The organism is Mesorhizobium sp. M0018 (assembly GCF_040323955.1).
In the GTDB taxonomy this organism is placed as follows: Bacteria; Pseudomonadota; Alphaproteobacteria; order Rhizobiales; family Rhizobiaceae; genus Mesorhizobium.
In genome coordinates this window covers 119,976-134,856 of sequence record NZ_JAMYVL010000008.1, presented here as the reverse complement: position 1 = coordinate 134,856, position 14,881 = coordinate 119,976, and the positions used below count along the sequence as shown (strand labels likewise).

The window sequence follows — 14,881 nt, the reverse complement described above, 5'->3', positions numbered from 1 at the left end:
CGAATGCGGGCGGGTTTATCTGATCCGGTCGAGAATGGAAACGTAGTTGGCGACCGCGGCACCGCCCATGTTGAAGATGCCGCCGAGTTTTGCTCCCGGCACCTGGATGCCGCCCGCCTCGCCGACAAGCTGCATGGCGCTCAGCACATGCATCGATACGCCGGTGGCACCGATCGGGTGGCCCTTGGCCTTCAGTCCACCGGACGGATTGACCGGCAGCCTTCCATTTTTCGCCGTCTCGCCATCCAGGGCCAGCTTGGCGCCCTCGCCCGGCTTTGCCAGGCCCATCGCCTCATACTCGATCAGTTCGGCGATGGTGAAACAGTCATGCGTCTCGACGAAGGACAGGTCGCCGAGCGTCACGCCCGCCTGCTTCAGCGCCTGGTTCCAGGCCTGCTCGCAGCCTTCGAAGGCGAGAATGTCGCGCTTCGACATCGGCAGGAAATCCTGCACATGCTCGTTGGCGCGGAAGGCGACGGCGCGGCGCATCTTCAGCGCCGTGGCCGTGTCGGCAAGGACAAGCGCGGCGGCACCGTCCGACACCAGCGAGCAGTCTGTGCGCTTCAGCGGACCGGCGACGAAGGGGTTTTTTTCGCTTTCCTGCCGGCAGAACTCGTAGCCGAAATCCTTGCGCATCTGCGCGTAGGGATTGTCGACGCCGTTCTTGTGGTTTTTGGCGGCGATCATCGCCAGCGCATCCGACTGGTCGCCGTAGCGCTGGAAATAGGCTTGGGCGATCTTGCCGAAGACGCCGGCGAAACCTGCCGGCGTGTTGCCGTCCTCCGGCAGATACGAGGCCTTGAGCAGGTTCTTGCCGATCTCGGGACCGGGCGTCGTCGTCATCTGCTCGGCGCCGACCACCAGCACGATACGGGCGGCATTGGCGTCGATGGCGCGGATGCCTTGCCTGACCGCCGCCGAGCCGGTGGCGCAGGCGTTCTCGACGCGGGTCGCAGGCTTGAAGCGCAGCCGGTCGTCTGCCTGGAGGACCAGGCTCGCGGTGAAATCCTGGGCGGAAAACCCGGCGTTGAAGTGGCCGAGCACGATCTCGTCGACGTCATCCGGACCGATGCCGGCATGATCGAGCGCCTCGACTGCCACCTTGGTGATCAGGCCCTCCAGCGTCTCGCCTTCGAGCTTGCCGAAGCGCGAATGCGCCCAACCGACGATGCATGCTGTCATGGCGATCTCCATCCTGTGGACCCGGGCTACGCGATACTTGCAGCGCGCCTCAGCATTGTTCAAGCATGAACCGTTCCGCCGGCTTCGTGAAGGGGCCAGAACCGCACAATCGCTTGATCTTGATCATCTGGTCATAGTGCCTGGCTTTTGCCAGCAAATCAGGCCGGATTTTTGTTGATTGATGCGTCAATAAAAAATAATCTTGCCCCAACAGGCCGGAGCAAGAATGCCGAAACTCGGAATGGAGCCGTTGCGCCGCAGGGCGCTAATCGATGCAACGATCTCGGCGATCGGCGAGCGCGGTTCGCTTGATGTGACGATGTCGGAAATCGCCGGGCGCGCCGGCGTGTCCTCGGCGCTTGCCCACCATTATTTCGGGGTCAAGGACGAATTGCTGTTGGCGACGATGCGGCACATCCTGAGCGAGCTCACCGCCGATACGCGCCGTGCACTTCGCGCGGCCGGCACGGCGCGCCAGCGCGTCTCGGCGGTGGTCGCGGTCAATTTCTCCGACATCCAGTTCCAGCCCGAAACGATCGCCGCCTGGCTCGCCTTCTATGTCGAGGCGCAGAAATCGGCAGCGCTTCGACGGCTGCTCAAGGTCTATGCGCGGCGGCTGCATTCCAATCTGCTCAGCGGGCTGGCCGGGATCCTGCCGAGAAGCGAGGCCGACCGGGTCGCCGAAGCGACGGCGGCGCTGATCGACGGGCTCTATATCAGGCGCGCGCTGAAAGACGGTGTTCCCGATGCCGCGACCGCGATCGCACTGGTCGAGGACTATCTCGAAACGAAGCTCAGCGGACGGCAGAAGCAGTGACATCCAAGCGACCCAACATCCTGATCGTCATGGTCGATCAGCTCAACGGAACGCTGTTTCCGGATGGGCCGGCGGACTTCCTGCACGCGCCGCATCTGAAGGCGCTCGCCGCGCGTTCGGCGCGTTTTTGCAACAATTACACGGCCTCGCCGCTCTGCGCGCCGGGCCGCGCCGCATTCATGAGCGGCCAGTTGCCGTCACGCACCGGGGTCTATGACAACGCCGCCGAATTCGCGTCTTCGATCCCGACCTTTGCCCATCATCTGCGCGCCGCCGGTTATCACACCTGCCTCTCCGGCAAGATGCATTTCGTCGGGCCGGACCAATTGCACGGTTTCGAGGAGCGGCTGACCACCGACATCTATCCGGCCGATTTCGGCTGGACGCCCGACTATCGCAAACCCGGCGAGCGCATCGACTGGTGGTATCACAATCTCGGCTCCGTCAGCGGCGCCGGTACTGCTGAGATCACCAACCAGCTGGAATATGACGACGAGGTCGCCTTCCATGCCGTGCAGAAGCTTTATGATTTTGCCCGCGTCTCCGACGATGCCGCACATCGGCCCTGGTGCTTGACGGTTTCTTTCACCCATCCGCACGATCCTTACGTCGCACGGCGGCAATACTGGGACCTCTACGAGGATTGCCCGGCGCTCGAGCCTGAGGTCGGCTTCATTCCTTACGACAGGCAGGACCCGCATTCGCAGCGGCTCTACCGCGCCAGCGACTATGACAGGTTCGACATCACCGCTGAGCAGATACGCCGCGCACGGCGCGGCTATTTCGCCAACATCTCATATCTCGACGACAAGCTCGGCGAGCTGCTGTCGGTGCTCGAGCGCACGCGCATGCTCGACGACACGATCATCCTGTTCTGCTCGGATCACGGCGACATGCTCGGCGAGCGCGGCCTGTGGTTCAAGATGTGCTTCTTCGAAGGTTCGGCGCGGGTGCCGCTGATGATCGCCGGCAAAGGCATCGCCGCCGGGCTGATCGACACGCCGGTCTCCAACCTCGACGTGACGCCGACGCTTTGCGACCTCGCCGGCATCGACATCAGCGCGATTGCGCCGTGGACCGACGGCCAGTCGCTGCTGCCGCTGCTGAATGGAAAGAAGCGCTCCGCGCCGGTGCTGATGGAATATGCCGCCGAAGGCTCGAACGCGCCGATGGTGGCGCTGCGCGAGGGCCGTTACAAATTCATCCATTGCGAGATCGATCCGCCGCAACTGTTTGATCTTGAATCGGATCCGCTGGAATCGACCAACCTCGCCGCCGATCCGGCCAATGCGGCTTTGGTGACCGCTTTCTCCGACAAGGTGCGGGCGCGCTGGGACATGGCGGCGTTCGATGCAGCGGTGCGTGCCAGCCAGGCACGCCGCTGGGTGGTCTACCCGGCGCTGCGCAACGGCACCCATTATCCCTGGGAATTCCAGCCGCTGCAGAAGGCATCGGAGCGCTACATGCGCAACCACATGAACCTCGACCTGCTCGAAGAGCAGAAGCGCTTTCCGCGAGGCGAATGATGGCAGATAGTCTCGTCCCCTCGCTCGACCATCTCAGGCAGGCCTATGCCGTCACCTCCAAGGCGACGCAGGTCACGCCGCTCCTGGAATCGGCGGCACTTGCCCGCGAGACCGGCGCCGCCCGCGTCTTCGTCAAGGCCGAATCGCTGCAATGGGCAGGATCGTTCAAGGTGCGCGGCGCCTACTGGCGGCTGAAGAAGCTCTCGCCTGACGAAACCAAAAAGGGCGTCGTCGCCTACTCCTCCGGCAATTTTGCGCAGGGGCTAGCGGCGGCTGGCCAAGCCCTTGGCATTCCCGTCACCATCGTCATGCCGATCGACGCGCCGGCCGCCAAACGCGATGCCACGTCAGGGTATGGCGCGCGCGTGGTGCTGACTGACCATGGCGAACGCGCGCGTGAGGAAGTCGCCGCCGCCAGAGCGCGTGAGATCGCCGCGAGCGATGGCTTGGCGCTGCTGCACCCGTTCGACGATCCGGAGATCGTCGCCGGCCAGGCCGGCGCCGGACTGGAGGCACTCGACCAGCTCGCCGCCAGGCAAGTGGAGGCCGATGGCTTGTTCTGTTCGGTCGGCGGTGGCGGGCTGATCGGTGGCGTTTCGCTGGCCTTCCACTATCTGTCGCCCGCCACGGAGATCATCGGCGTCGAGCCGGAAGGTTTTGACGGCATGGGCTCGTCGCTCGCGCATGGCGCCATCGAAACCATGCCGATCGGACCGAAATCGATCTGCGACGGGCTGATGTCGCGGCGGCCCGGCGACGCGCCGTTCGCAGCGGTGAAGGCCGCCGGCGTTCGCGGCGTCACCGTCGACGATGCTTCGGTGCGGCGCGCCATGCGCCTCGCCTTCGAGCGGCTGAAGCTGGTGCTCGAGCCATCCGGCGCTGCCTCGCTGGCGGCGGTGCTCGGCGGCAAGGTCGACATAACCGGCAAGACCGTTCTGGTGATGGCAACCGGCGGCAACGTCTCGCTGGCCGATTTCATTGCGCATATGAACCACGGGCGCGCATGAACCATGCTTGAAGCGGATTTCGTCATCATCGGCTCCGGCTCGGCCGGCTCGGCCATGGCCTACCGGCTGTCGGAGGACGGCAAGCATTCGGTGATCGTCATCGAATATGGCGGCAGCGATATCGGGCCGCTGATCCAGATGCCGTCGGCGCTGTCGATCCCGCTCAATATGAGCCTTTACGACTGGGGCTTCGCCAGCGAGCCGGAGCCGCATCTCGGCGGCCGCGTGCTGGCGACGCCGCGCGGCAAAGTCATCGGAGGCTCATCCTCGATTAACGGCATGGTCTATGTGCGCGGCCATGCCCGCGACTTCGACCATTGGGCCGAACAGGGCGCGACCGGCTGGGGCTTTGCCGATGTGCTCCCGTACTTCAAGCGCATGGAGGACAGCAATGGCGGCGAGAATGGCTGGCGCGGCCACGGCGGCCCGCTGACTGTGCAGCGCGGCTCGAGGACGAACCCACTCTACGGCGCCTTCGTCGAGGCAGGCCGTCAGGCCGGTTTCGAGCTGACCGACGACTATAACGGCGCGAAGCAGGAAGGCTTTGGGCCGATGGAGCAGACCATCCGCGGCGGCCGTCGCTGGTCGGCCGCGAGCGCCTATCTGAGGCCGGCGCTGAGGCGGAAAAATGTCAGCCTGGTCAAGGGTTTCGCCCGGCGGGTAATTATCGAGAATCAACGCGCCACCGGCGTCGAGATCGAAGTGCGCAAACGGATTCAGATGGTCAGAGCGCGGCGCGAGGTGATCGTTGCCGCGTCCTCGATCAACTCGCCCAAGATCCTGATGCTGTCCGGCATCGGCCCCGGCCAGCACCTTAGGGAGAACGGCATCCCGGTGATCGCCGACCGGCCCGGAGTCGGCCGCAATCTGCAGGACCATATGGAACTTTACATCCAGCAGGAATCGACAAAGCCGATCACGCTGAACTCCGTCTTGAACCCGTTCTCGAAGGCGCTGATCGGGGCACAATGGCTGTTCTTCAAGTCCGGCCTCGGCGCCACCAATCATTTCGAGGCGGCCGCCTTCGTACGCTCGCGCGCCGGCGTCGACTATCCCGATATCCAGTATCATTTCATCCCGGCCGCGGTCCGCTATGACGGCAAGGCGGCGGCCAAGGCGCACGGCTTCCAGGCGCATGTCGGGCCGATGCGGTCGAAGTCGCGCGGTTCGGTCACGCTGCGCTCGCCCGATCCCAAATCGAAGCCGGTGATCCGCTTCAACTACATGTCGCATCCGGACGACTGGACGGAGTTCCGCCACTGCATCCGGCTGACCCGCGAGATCTTCGGGCAGGCGGCCTTCGATTCGTACCGCGGCAAGGAACTGTCGCCAGGTTCACATGTGCAATCGGATGAGGAGCTCGACGCCTTCATCCGCGACCACGTCGAAAGCGCCTATCACCCGTGCGGCACCTGCAAGATGGGCCGTGCCGACGATGCGATGAGCGTCGTCGATCCAGAATGCCGCGTCATTGGCGTCGAAGGGCTTCGGGTCGCCGATTCCTCGATCTTCCCGCGCGTCACCAATGGCAATCTCAACGCTCCGTCGATCATGACCGGCGAGAAGGCCGCCGACCACATTCTCGGGCGTACGCCGCTGCCACCTTCCAACCAGGAACCATGGATCAATCCGCGCTGGCAGGTGTCGGACAGATAGGCCATGATCCGGCGGACGCATATTCCGCATGCCGCGACAAGACGATTTGGAGAACAGTCATGCGCGCCCAGCCAACGGCATCGCATTATGTCAACGGCCGCTATATCGACGACGAGCGCGGCTCAGCGCTGCCGGTTATCTATCCGGCAACCGGCGAGACCATCGCCATGCTGCGCTCGGCGACGCCGAACGTGCTGGAGCTCGCGATCGAGGCGGCGCGTGCAGCACAACCGGCCTGGGCGCGGCTGAAGGCGGTCGAACGCGGCCGCATCCTGCGCCGCGCCGCCGACATTTTGCGCGCGCGCAATGCCGATCTGGCGCGCATCGAGACGCTGGATACCGGTAAGCCTATCCAGGAGACGCTGGTTGCGGACGCCCCGTCGGCGGCCGACTGCCTGGAATATTTCGGCGGCGCGGTCGCCGCCTTTAATGGCGAGGCCGTGGATCTCGGCGGACCCTTTGCCTATACCAGGCGCGAGGCGCTCGGCGTTTGCGTCGGCATCGGCGCCTGGAACTATCCGATCCAGATCGCCGGCTGGAAATCCGCACCCGCCCTCGCCATGGGCAATGCGATGGTTTTCAAACCATCGGAAAACACGCCGCTATCAGCGCTGGCGCTCGCCGAAATCTATACCGAGGCCGGGCTGCCCGACGGGCTGTTCAACGTGGTGCAGGGTTTTGGCGATGTCGGCGCCGGCCTTGTCGGCCACAATGTCGTCGCCAAGGTCTCGGTGACCGGCTCGGTGCCAACCGGCCGCAAAGTGCTGTCGCTCGCCGGCTCAAAGATGAAGCACGCGACGATGGAGCTCGGCGGCAAGTCGCCGCTGATCGTCTTCGAAGACGCCGACCTCGAAAATGCCATCGGCGGCGCGATGCTCGGCAATTTCTATTCGACCGGCCAGATCTGCTCCAACGGCACGCGGGTCTTCGTGCAGAGCGGCATCCATGACCGTTTCGTCGAGAGGCTGACCGAACGGACGAAGAAAATCCGCATCGGCGATCCGCTCGATCCGGACACGCAGATGGGGCCGCTGGTCTCGAAGGCGCAACACGACAAGGTCGTCTCATACATAGAGGCCGGCAAGCAGGATGGCGCGGTGCTCGCCTGCGGCGGCAATGTGCCTTCGCTGCAGGGTTTCCAGGATGGCTTCTTCGTCGAGCCGACGGTGTTCACCGGTGTCACCGACACGATGCGCATCGCCCGCGAGGAGATTTTCGGGCCGGTTATGAGCGTGCTGAAGTTTGACAGCGAGGACGAGGTGATCGAGCGCGCCAACGACACCGAATTCGGCCTCGCCGCAGGCGTGTTCACGCGAGACCTGGCGCGCGCCCATCGTGTCATCGCCGAACTGCAGGCCGGCACCTGCTGGATCAACGCCTACAATCTGACGCCGGTCGAAATCCCCTTCGGCGGCTTCAAGCAATCCGGCATCGGCCGCGAGAATTCGCTCGCGGCACTGGCGCTCTATTCGCAACTGAAGTCGGTCTATGTCGAGACCGGGGATGTCGCCAGCCCGTACTGATCCTTGGGCGCCGTGCCGTCCAGATACTGCGTCAGCGCGCAGACGAGATGATAGAAGATGCTGGCCGGCACCTCGCTCGCCAAGGAGCGGCCACGCTCGTCGATGCGGTCGATCCACAGGCCGAGCGGCGCCGGATTGATGTGCCAGCGGAACAGCCGGCCGACCCGTGCTTCGATCTCCGGCTTCAGGTCGGGACCGCCCGAACCGTCCAGCGCGATCGCCGCCTTGATCGCTTCGGCCTGCGGCCAGCTGCGCGAGACGCGGTCGAGCGGCAGGCCTTGCCGCGAGACGGCGCCGTAGGCGAGGCCCGTGGCGCGGTTCAGGCCATTGGCGATCGCCGACGCGTAGAGCTTCCGCGCAAGGCCGGTCAAGCCGCTCTGGCCGCTGCGGCCGGCGAAGTCGACCAGCAGCGAGGCCCATTCGAAATGATGGCCGGGTTCGGTCCACGTGCCCTTCTCACCAGGGGTCGGCCGCCATTCATGGTCGAAATACTCACCCAGCGTCCAGCTTTCCGGGTCGAAGAAATGGCTGCGAAACAGATCGACGATGCGCGCGGCGCGACGAAGATGGGCGCGCTCGCCGGTCGCCTGATGCCAGGCCAGGAATGCCTCGAGCAGATGCATGTGCGGGTTGGAGCGGCGCTCGCCCTCGCCGCTCGAGGTCTCGCGGAAGCCGGTCAGGCGTTCGTCCTCGAGATGCGCGTCGATGAACGCAAAGGTCTCCTGGCCAAGTCGCAACGCATCGGGATTGCCGCACATATGGGCATGTGCCAGCGCCAGGAGCACGCAGGAATGGTCATAGGCATCCTCGGCGGCGTCGGCGACGGTGCCGTCGACGTTGAGCGTGCGTACCCAGCCGCCATTGTCGGTACGTCCGTGCCTGGCCATGAATTCGAGGCCGTGGCTGATCAGCCGATCGGCCGGGCCGTTCCAGCCGCGCGCCTTGGCGACGGCGAAGGCGTAGATCTGCCTGGCCTGCGTGCGCATGCGCTTGGGTTTCATCAGAGGGGCGGCATCGAAGCCGAGCGCCTCGTGGAACCCGCCGTGGCGCTCATCGACGCCGACCGTCGACCACAACGGCACCGTCTCCTCGAACAGCCAATGGTGCACGCGGCGCTGCCAGGCGCCGCTTTCGATGACGCGGTCGTCGGCGGGCGTGAACCTGGTCTCAAGGCGGCCGCTTTTTTCGAGCTGCTCGACGATCTTCTTGACGTTCTGGCTGTGGCTGACCGGGGCGACGAAAGTGGCGTCGGCGGTCGACACGATGGCGACGTCCTTCAGGCCTATGGCCGACAGCAGGCGGCCGTCGCTGCGGATATAGGAGTTCTCGCAATCGATGGCGACGACATCGCCGACGATGACATTGCCCTGCGTGTCGGAGGGGCCGACGTCGAGCAGCGATTGCCAGGAGCCGAGATCGTTCCAGCGAAAGCCGGCCGGCACCATGGCGATGCCGCTGGCGCGCTCCATGATCGCATAGTCGATCGATGTCGATGGGATGGCGGCATAGAGATCCAGAGGCATGTAGAGGCCGGAAAGATCCGATGTCGCAGCCTGGTAGGCAGCCTCTGTGGCGCTCCAGATGTCGGGCTGGAAGGCCATGAACGCGTCGCGCATGGCACTTGCGCGAAACAGGAAGATGCCGGTGTTCCAGTAGAAATTGCCAGCCTTGAGATAGCTCTGCGCCGTGGCGAGATCGGGTTTTTCGACGAAACGCGAGACATCGCAGATGCCATCGCGCTCGCCGGCCACCTCGATGTAGCCGTAACCGGTCTCGGGTTGGGCCGGCTTGATGCCGAACACCACCAGCCTGCCTTGGCGCGCGGCCGCCGTGCCGGCCTCGATGCTCCGCCAGAATTGCTGTGGCGTCGCGATCTCATGATCGGACGGCACCACCAGCACCAGGCTATCGCCGAATTCCGACAGCGTGCGCAGGCTTGCCAAAGCGACGGCCGCGGCAGTATTGCGTCCGGTCGGCTCGAACAGCGGGCCGCCGCCGGAAAGCTCGTGACCGGCAATGTCGGCATGAACGCGGTCGGCATGCCTTTCCGAGGCAATCAGGAAAACCGGCGTTTCGCCTTCCGGCCGCGCGGTTAGCCGGCGCAGCGTCTTGGCCAGCATTGAGCCGTCGCCCGAGAAATCATGGAACTGCTTGGGATTGTCCTCGCGCGACAACGGCCACAGCCGCGAGCCGACGCCGCCGCTCATCACAAAACTGACGATCCGTTCGATCATGAAAACAAGCCCCGCGTTCAAAAAGTCTGATTGTAGGCGCCGACTTCGGGGCTGCGGCGCAGCACCGCATCGACGGCTTCGAACATCTGCCGCCGCCGCTCGGACGATACCGGGCTCTCCACCACCACCACAAGCTCCGGCTTGTTCGATGATGCGCGCACCAACCCCCATGTACCATCCTCCGCCACGACCCTGACGCCGTTGACGGTGATCAGTTCGCCTATCTTCTGGCCGGCGAAGACCGTGCCCTCGTCCTTCATCTTGCGAAAGTCGCCTACGACGCGCTCGACGACGCCGTATTTGAGCTCGTCGGCGCAGTGTGGCGACATGGTCGGCGTGCCAAAGGTCAGCGGCAGATCGCGATAGAGGTCAGCCATGCTGCTTTGCGGGCTGCGATCCAGCATCTGGCAGATGGCGATGGCCGTGACCAGGCCATCGTCATAGCCGCGGCCGATCGGAGGATTGAAGAAGAAGTGGCCCGATTTCTCAAAACCAGCAACGGCGCCGAGTTCGGCCACCCGCCGCTTGATATAGGAGTGACCGGTCTTCCAATAGTCGGTGACCGCGCCATTCTCCTGCAGCACCTTGTCAGTCATGAACAATCCGGTCGACTTGACGTCGACGACGAAAGTCGAGCCGGGATAGAGGTGCGAAATGTCGCGCGCCAGCATGACGCCGACCTTGTCGGCGAAGATCTCGTTGCCTTCATTGTCGACCACGCCGCAGCGATCGCCGTCGCCGTCGAAGCCTAGCCCGACATCGGCGCCCGTTTCCAGCACCTTGTCGCGAATGGCGTGCAGCATCTGCATGTCTTCGGGGTTGGGATTGTAATTGGGAAACGTATGATCGAGCTCGACGTCGAGCGGGATGACCTCGCAGCCGATACTTTCCAGTGCCTCGGGAGCGAAAGCCCCGGCGGTGCCGTTGCCGCAGGCGGCCACCACCTTGAGCTTCCTGGAGATACGCTTTCCCGCGGTCAGATCGTCAAGGTAGGTTTTGCGGAAATCCGCAACGAAGGCGTAGGAGCCACCACCGACAAGGTCGAAATCGCCTGACAGCACGATCGCCTTCAGCGCGCTCATCTCCTCCGGACCGAAGGTCAGCGGACGCGCCGCGCCCATCTTGACGCCGGTCCAGCCATTCTCGTTGTGTGAGGCAGTGACCATGGCGACGGACGGCGTGTCGAGCGCGAACTGGGCGAAATAGGCCATCGGCGACAGGGCAAGCCCGACATCCTTGACCCGTGCGCCGGCCGCCATCAGCCCGGAAACCAGCGCCAGCTTGATGGCAAGCGAATAGGAGCGGAAATCGTGACCGGTGACGATGTCGGGTCCGGCACCCAGGCGACGGATCAGCGTGCCGAGCCCCATGCCGAGCGCCTGGACGCCGATTAGATTGAGTTCCGGCGTTTCGTTCGAGCCGGGATGGCCGAACCACCAGCGCGCATCATATTCGCGAAACCCGGACGGCATGATGAGCGCCGAGGTTTCGAACTCGAATGTGTTTGGTCTGGCATCGCTAACGATCTTCATCGACAAGGCTGCAAACTCCAGGCGGCTGAATCAGGTGCTTCGAGGCAAGTGGACGGTTACCCAGATGCCCTTTAAGCCGTGTTTGTGCGACAGGAAACTGAAACCTGTATGACGTGGCGGCGAAAGCGAAAGAAATGCGACAGAAGCGCTGCCATTGGCGCTTGCAGTAACCAAACTCGGCGGCTATAAGCCCGCGGTCTGGTCACGGAGTGTAGCGCAGCCTGGTAGCGCACATCGTTCGGGACGATGGGGTCGCAGGTTCAAATCCTGCCACTCCGACCAGAAAAAACATTGTCCAACCCGGGAGGCAATGGCTCAGGGCTCGTAGGGGCTCTTCCAAGTTGCGCCTGTACATTCGACAAAAAGAGGTTTGGCCGAGGAGAGGCTACGCGGTGCCCGCAGTGGCATCGGATCGCGGCTATTGCTAACGCATGTTCCTCACCGAAAAAAGCGAGATTTCCAAGGCACCGGAAACCTCCCCCGCTTCGAAACGCCAAATCGTCCCGTGAAGGCCGGCGTGAGATTTACACCTCAGTTGCAACCGGAACATGGGATAACCCGAGCCACCATTTTGATGCGGCTGTCAGCTACCCTCCGGGAATGCACCAAGACTCGTCGTCCGGCGGGAAAGCCAAGCCGGCGCGATTCTGCGCCGCCTTTCGCAAGTCTTTGCATCTCACGGCACTATCGCCCATTTTGCTTGTTGCAAAGCCGGTCTTGTCGCCTCTTCTAGTGATCCCCGTCCGCAGGACGAACAACTTCGGAGCAAAAAAGGGGACCATTGTGACGACCCATCATCATGCCCGCACGGGAGCGGTGTCTAGCGCTTCAGGTATGCTGCGCCCTCAACTCGGGCCTGCCGCCGCAGGCAAATATCAGCGCCCGATCTCCAGGGCCGATGCCCGCCGCCTGACTGTCGGTGACATCCTCGCCGCCTATACCGAAGCACGCCAGGCCAAGATTGCCGGTCGCAAGGAATTTCTCGCCAGGATGCGTTTTCTGAACGAATTCTTCGGCACCGAGCCGGTCGCCAACATCAATGGAGATCGCTGCCGCGCCTATGTCGAGCACCGTTCGCGCGAGCGCAATCGGGTAGAGCGTGAGCGAATCGCCAAGCTCAACGCTGCGGCGATGGAGACCCGCCGTGCGTTACTCCCGGCGTGGCGAGACAAGGACTTTACATCAGGCCCGCGTCGCGATCTTGAGGACCTCCGCTCGGCGATCAACTTTTGGGCCAAGGAATACGGTCTCGATCCGAAGCCGTCCGTCACCTTACCAGACAAACCAGCAGCGCGCGAGCGCTGGCTGACGCGGGAGGAAGCAGCGGGACTGCTGCGCGCGGCATTGCGGCTGCGCCGGAAGCACGGTCAGTACGCTCATCTCTGCCGCTTTATCATTGTGGGGCTCTACACTGGCTGCCGACATCGTTCAATCCTGCAACTCAATTGGGATGGCGAGGCCGCAGAAGCTTGGCCGGACCTAGGCCGCGGCGTGCTCTATTGCAAAGATCAGCACGCGAAAAAAAGCAAGAAATGGCGTCCGCCGACGCGACTGCCGTCACGGCTGATCGCCCATATGCGCCGCTGGAAGCGTATTGATTGCGACTGCGGGCCGGTCGTCCATGACAGCCTGGGCGAACCGACAAAGCGCATCGAGAAGGCGTTCCGCACCTGCCGCGTGGAAGCCGGGCTCGGCGACGATGTCACCCCGAATGTGCTTCGCTATACCCGCGCCATGTGGCCTGTGCTGTGCGACGTCGACATGTGGCGGATCGCCAGCAAGGCTATGCGCTCAGGCGAAATCGCGTGACATCGATGGCCGCGGCCATCAGTGTCTGTGTGTAGGTTGCCAGCGGATTGCTGAAGATCGCCTCGGCCGGCCCCTCCTCGACGATCTTGCCCTGTTTCATGACGATGATGTAGTCGGCCATGGCGCGCACAACGGCGAGATCGTGGCTGATGAACAGATAGGACAGTTCGTGGTCGGCCTGCAGCTTGCGTAGCAATTCGACGATCTGCTTCTGCACGGAGCGGTCCAGCGCCGAGGTCGGCTCGTCCAGCACCACCACTTTCGGCTTGAGGATCATGGCGCGCGCAATGGCGATGCGCTGCCGCTGACCGCCGGAGAATTCATGCGGATAGCGGTTGCGCGTGTTCGGGTCGAGCCCGACTTCGAGCAAGGCATCGACCGCGCGGAGATCGCGCTGCCTGCCCGACAGATTGGGCTCATGGACCAGGAGCCCCTCGGTGATGATCTGGCCGACGGTCATGCGTGGCGACAGCGAGCCGAACGGATCCTGGAAAACCAGCTGCAATTCGCGCCGCAGCGGCCTCATCGCCTGGCGGTCGGCGTGGGAAATGTCGCGGTCACCAAGCCGGATGATACCGTCGCTGGGCAGGAGCCGCAGCAAGGCGCGGCCGAGCGTCGATTTTCCCGAGCCGGATTCGCCGACGATGCCGATCGTCTGGTTGCGCTTCAGCCGTATCGAAATGCGATCGACGGCGCGCAGCAGCAGCGGCTCGCCGCCAAGAAATCCGCCGCCGATCTTGAAGGTCACCTCGACGTTCCTGCCTTCAAGCAGGACAGGGGCATTCGGAGGCGGCGGCGCCTTGGTGCCGGTCGGCTCGGCGGCAAGTAGCATCTTGGTGTAGCCGTGCTGCGGGTTGGCGAAGATCGCTTCCGCCTCGCCCTCCTCGACCACCTCGCCATAGCGCATCACATAGACCCGATCGGCAAAGCGCCGGACGATGCCGAGATCGTGGGTGATGAAGACGATCGCCATGCCGAGCTTGCGCTGCAATTCGGCGAGCAGCATGAGGATCTGCGCCTGGATGGTGACGTCGAGCGCGGTCGTCGGCTCGTCGGCGATCAGTATGTCGGGGTCGTTGGCCAGCGCCATGGCGATCATGACGCGCTGGCGCTGACCGCCCGACAACTCGTGCGGATAGGATTTCATCCGCCGCTCCGGATCGGGAATATGGACCAGCCGCAGCAGCTTGAGCGCCTCCTCGCGCGCCGCGGCGGCGCCAAGTCCGCGATGCTTGCGGATCGGCTCGATCAGCTGGTTGCCGATCGAATAGAGCGGGTCTAGCGACGTCATCGGCTCCTGGAAGATCATGCTGATCTTGCGGCCGCGGATCTTGTTGAGCTCGGGTTTGCTCAAGGTCAAAAGATTGCGGCCGCGATAATCGACTGTGCCGCTGGCTTCGCCGTTCGAGGCGAGCAGGCTCATCGCCGCCATCATCGTCTGGCTCTTGCCGGAACCGGATTCGCCGACGACGGCGACGGTTTCGCCTGATTTGACGTGGATATTGATGCCCTTCACCGCCTCCACCACACCGTCGAGGGTGCGGAAGCGGACGCGAAGGTCCTTGACGCTGAGGATGGTATCGGAAGCAGCCATC

Annotated in this window: 10 protein-coding genes and 1 tRNA gene; 7 read left to right on the top strand and 4 right to left on the bottom strand. The window is 63.8% G+C overall.

The window, feature by feature from the left end:
- Positions 1–15 precede the first annotated feature (15 nt).
- A complete protein-coding gene (locus tag NKJ81_RS13605) occupies positions 16–1,182 on the bottom strand; it encodes an acetyl-CoA acetyltransferase (RefSeq protein ID WP_352540731.1) in 1,167 nt (388 codons plus the stop codon).
- Between the two features lie 226 nt (positions 1,183–1,408).
- On the opposite strand from NKJ81_RS13605, the gene betI reads away from it, so the two are divergent.
- The 5 genes from betI to betB are packed head-to-tail and all read left to right on the top strand — an operon-like array spanning position 1,409 to position 7,711.
- Entirely contained in the window at positions 1,409–1,999 is a 591-nt protein-coding gene (gene betI / locus NKJ81_RS13600; RefSeq protein ID WP_352454288.1) for a transcriptional regulator BetI, read from the top strand.
- Positions 1,996–3,525: a choline-sulfatase gene (gene betC / locus NKJ81_RS13595; protein WP_352470970.1), complete on the top strand. Its 1,530-nt coding sequence runs from the start codon at positions 1,996–1,998 to the stop codon at positions 3,523–3,525. The genes betI and betC overlap by 4 nt, the downstream gene beginning before the upstream one ends.
- Positions 3,525–4,532 (top strand): threonine/serine dehydratase family protein, encoded by a 1,008-nt coding sequence (locus NKJ81_RS13590; protein WP_502901210.1) that lies wholly within the window; start codon positions 3,525–3,527, stop codon positions 4,530–4,532. The genes betC and NKJ81_RS13590 overlap by 1 nt, the downstream gene beginning before the upstream one ends.
- 3 nt (positions 4,533–4,535) lie before the next feature.
- Positions 4,536–6,188, top strand: coding sequence for a choline dehydrogenase (betA, locus tag NKJ81_RS13585; protein WP_352470968.1), 1,653 nt, complete (start codon positions 4,536–4,538; stop codon positions 6,186–6,188).
- A gap of 59 nt (positions 6,189–6,247) precedes the next feature.
- Positions 6,248–7,711, top strand: coding sequence for a betaine-aldehyde dehydrogenase (betB, locus tag NKJ81_RS13580; RefSeq protein WP_352540730.1), 1,464 nt, complete (start codon positions 6,248–6,250; stop codon positions 7,709–7,711).
- On the opposite strand, the gene NKJ81_RS13575 is transcribed toward betB, so the two are convergent.
- Together NKJ81_RS13575 and NKJ81_RS13570 are read right to left on the bottom strand one after the other, a co-directional pair.
- Positions 7,675–9,945, bottom strand: a complete 2,271-nt coding sequence (locus NKJ81_RS13575) for an AGE family epimerase/isomerase (protein WP_352540729.1) — start codon at positions 9,943–9,945, stop codon at positions 7,675–7,677. The genes betB and NKJ81_RS13575 overlap by 37 nt on opposite strands.
- 17 nt (positions 9,946–9,962) lie before the next feature.
- Complete coding sequence (locus tag NKJ81_RS13570; RefSeq protein ID WP_502901209.1) at positions 9,963–11,477, bottom strand: phosphomannomutase/phosphoglucomutase; 1,515 nt, start codon at positions 11,475–11,477, stop codon at positions 9,963–9,965.
- Positions 11,478–11,682: 205 nt separating this feature from the next.
- Between NKJ81_RS13570 and NKJ81_RS13565 the strand changes: the two genes are divergently transcribed.
- Both NKJ81_RS13565 and NKJ81_RS13560 read left to right on the top strand, forming a co-directional pair.
- Positions 11,683–11,759: transfer RNA gene (locus NKJ81_RS13565), tRNA-Pro, on the top strand.
- 318 nt (positions 11,760–12,077) lie between these two features.
- Positions 12,078–13,286, top strand: coding sequence for a site-specific integrase (locus NKJ81_RS13560; RefSeq protein ID WP_352540728.1), 1,209 nt, complete (start codon positions 12,078–12,080; stop codon positions 13,284–13,286).
- Here NKJ81_RS13560 and NKJ81_RS13555 read toward each other — a convergent pair.
- The gene (locus NKJ81_RS13555) at positions 13,261–14,880 is read right to left on the bottom strand and encodes an ABC transporter ATP-binding protein (protein ID WP_352470963.1); all 1,620 of its coding nucleotides are present in this window, start codon (positions 14,878–14,880) and stop codon (positions 13,261–13,263) included. The two genes, NKJ81_RS13560 and NKJ81_RS13555, sit on opposite strands and share 26 nt — an antisense overlap.
- Between the last annotated feature and the right edge of the window lies 1 nt (position 14,881).

Bases quoted from the DNA above. Each gene is read 5' to 3' on its own strand.
- NKJ81_RS13605 (WP_352540731.1), bottom strand. From the start codon at position 1,182: ATGACAGCATGCATCGTCGGTTGGGCGCATTCGCGCTTCGGCAAGCTC.
- betI (WP_352454288.1), top strand. From the start codon at position 1,409: ATGCCGAAACTCGGAATGGAGCCGTTGCGCCGCAGGGCGCTAATCGAT.
- NKJ81_RS13590 (WP_502901210.1), top strand. From the start codon at position 3,525: ATGGCAGATAGTCTCGTCCCCTCGCTCGACCATCTCAGGCAGGCCTAT.
- betA (WP_352470968.1), top strand. From the start codon at position 4,536: ATGCTTGAAGCGGATTTCGTCATCATCGGCTCCGGCTCGGCCGGCTCG.
- betB (WP_352540730.1), top strand. From the start codon at position 6,248: ATGCGCGCCCAGCCAACGGCATCGCATTATGTCAACGGCCGCTATATC.
- NKJ81_RS13575 (WP_352540729.1), bottom strand. From the start codon at position 9,945: ATGATCGAACGGATCGTCAGTTTTGTGATGAGCGGCGGCGTCGGCTCG.
- NKJ81_RS13570 (WP_502901209.1), bottom strand. From the start codon at position 11,477: ATGAAGATCGTTAGCGATGCCAGACCAAACACATTCGAGTTCGAAACC.
- NKJ81_RS13560 (WP_352540728.1), top strand. From the start codon at position 12,078: ATGCACCAAGACTCGTCGTCCGGCGGGAAAGCCAAGCCGGCGCGATTC.
- NKJ81_RS13555 (WP_352470963.1), bottom strand. From the start codon at position 14,880: ATGGCTGCTTCCGATACCATCCTCAGCGTCAAGGACCTTCGCGTCCGC.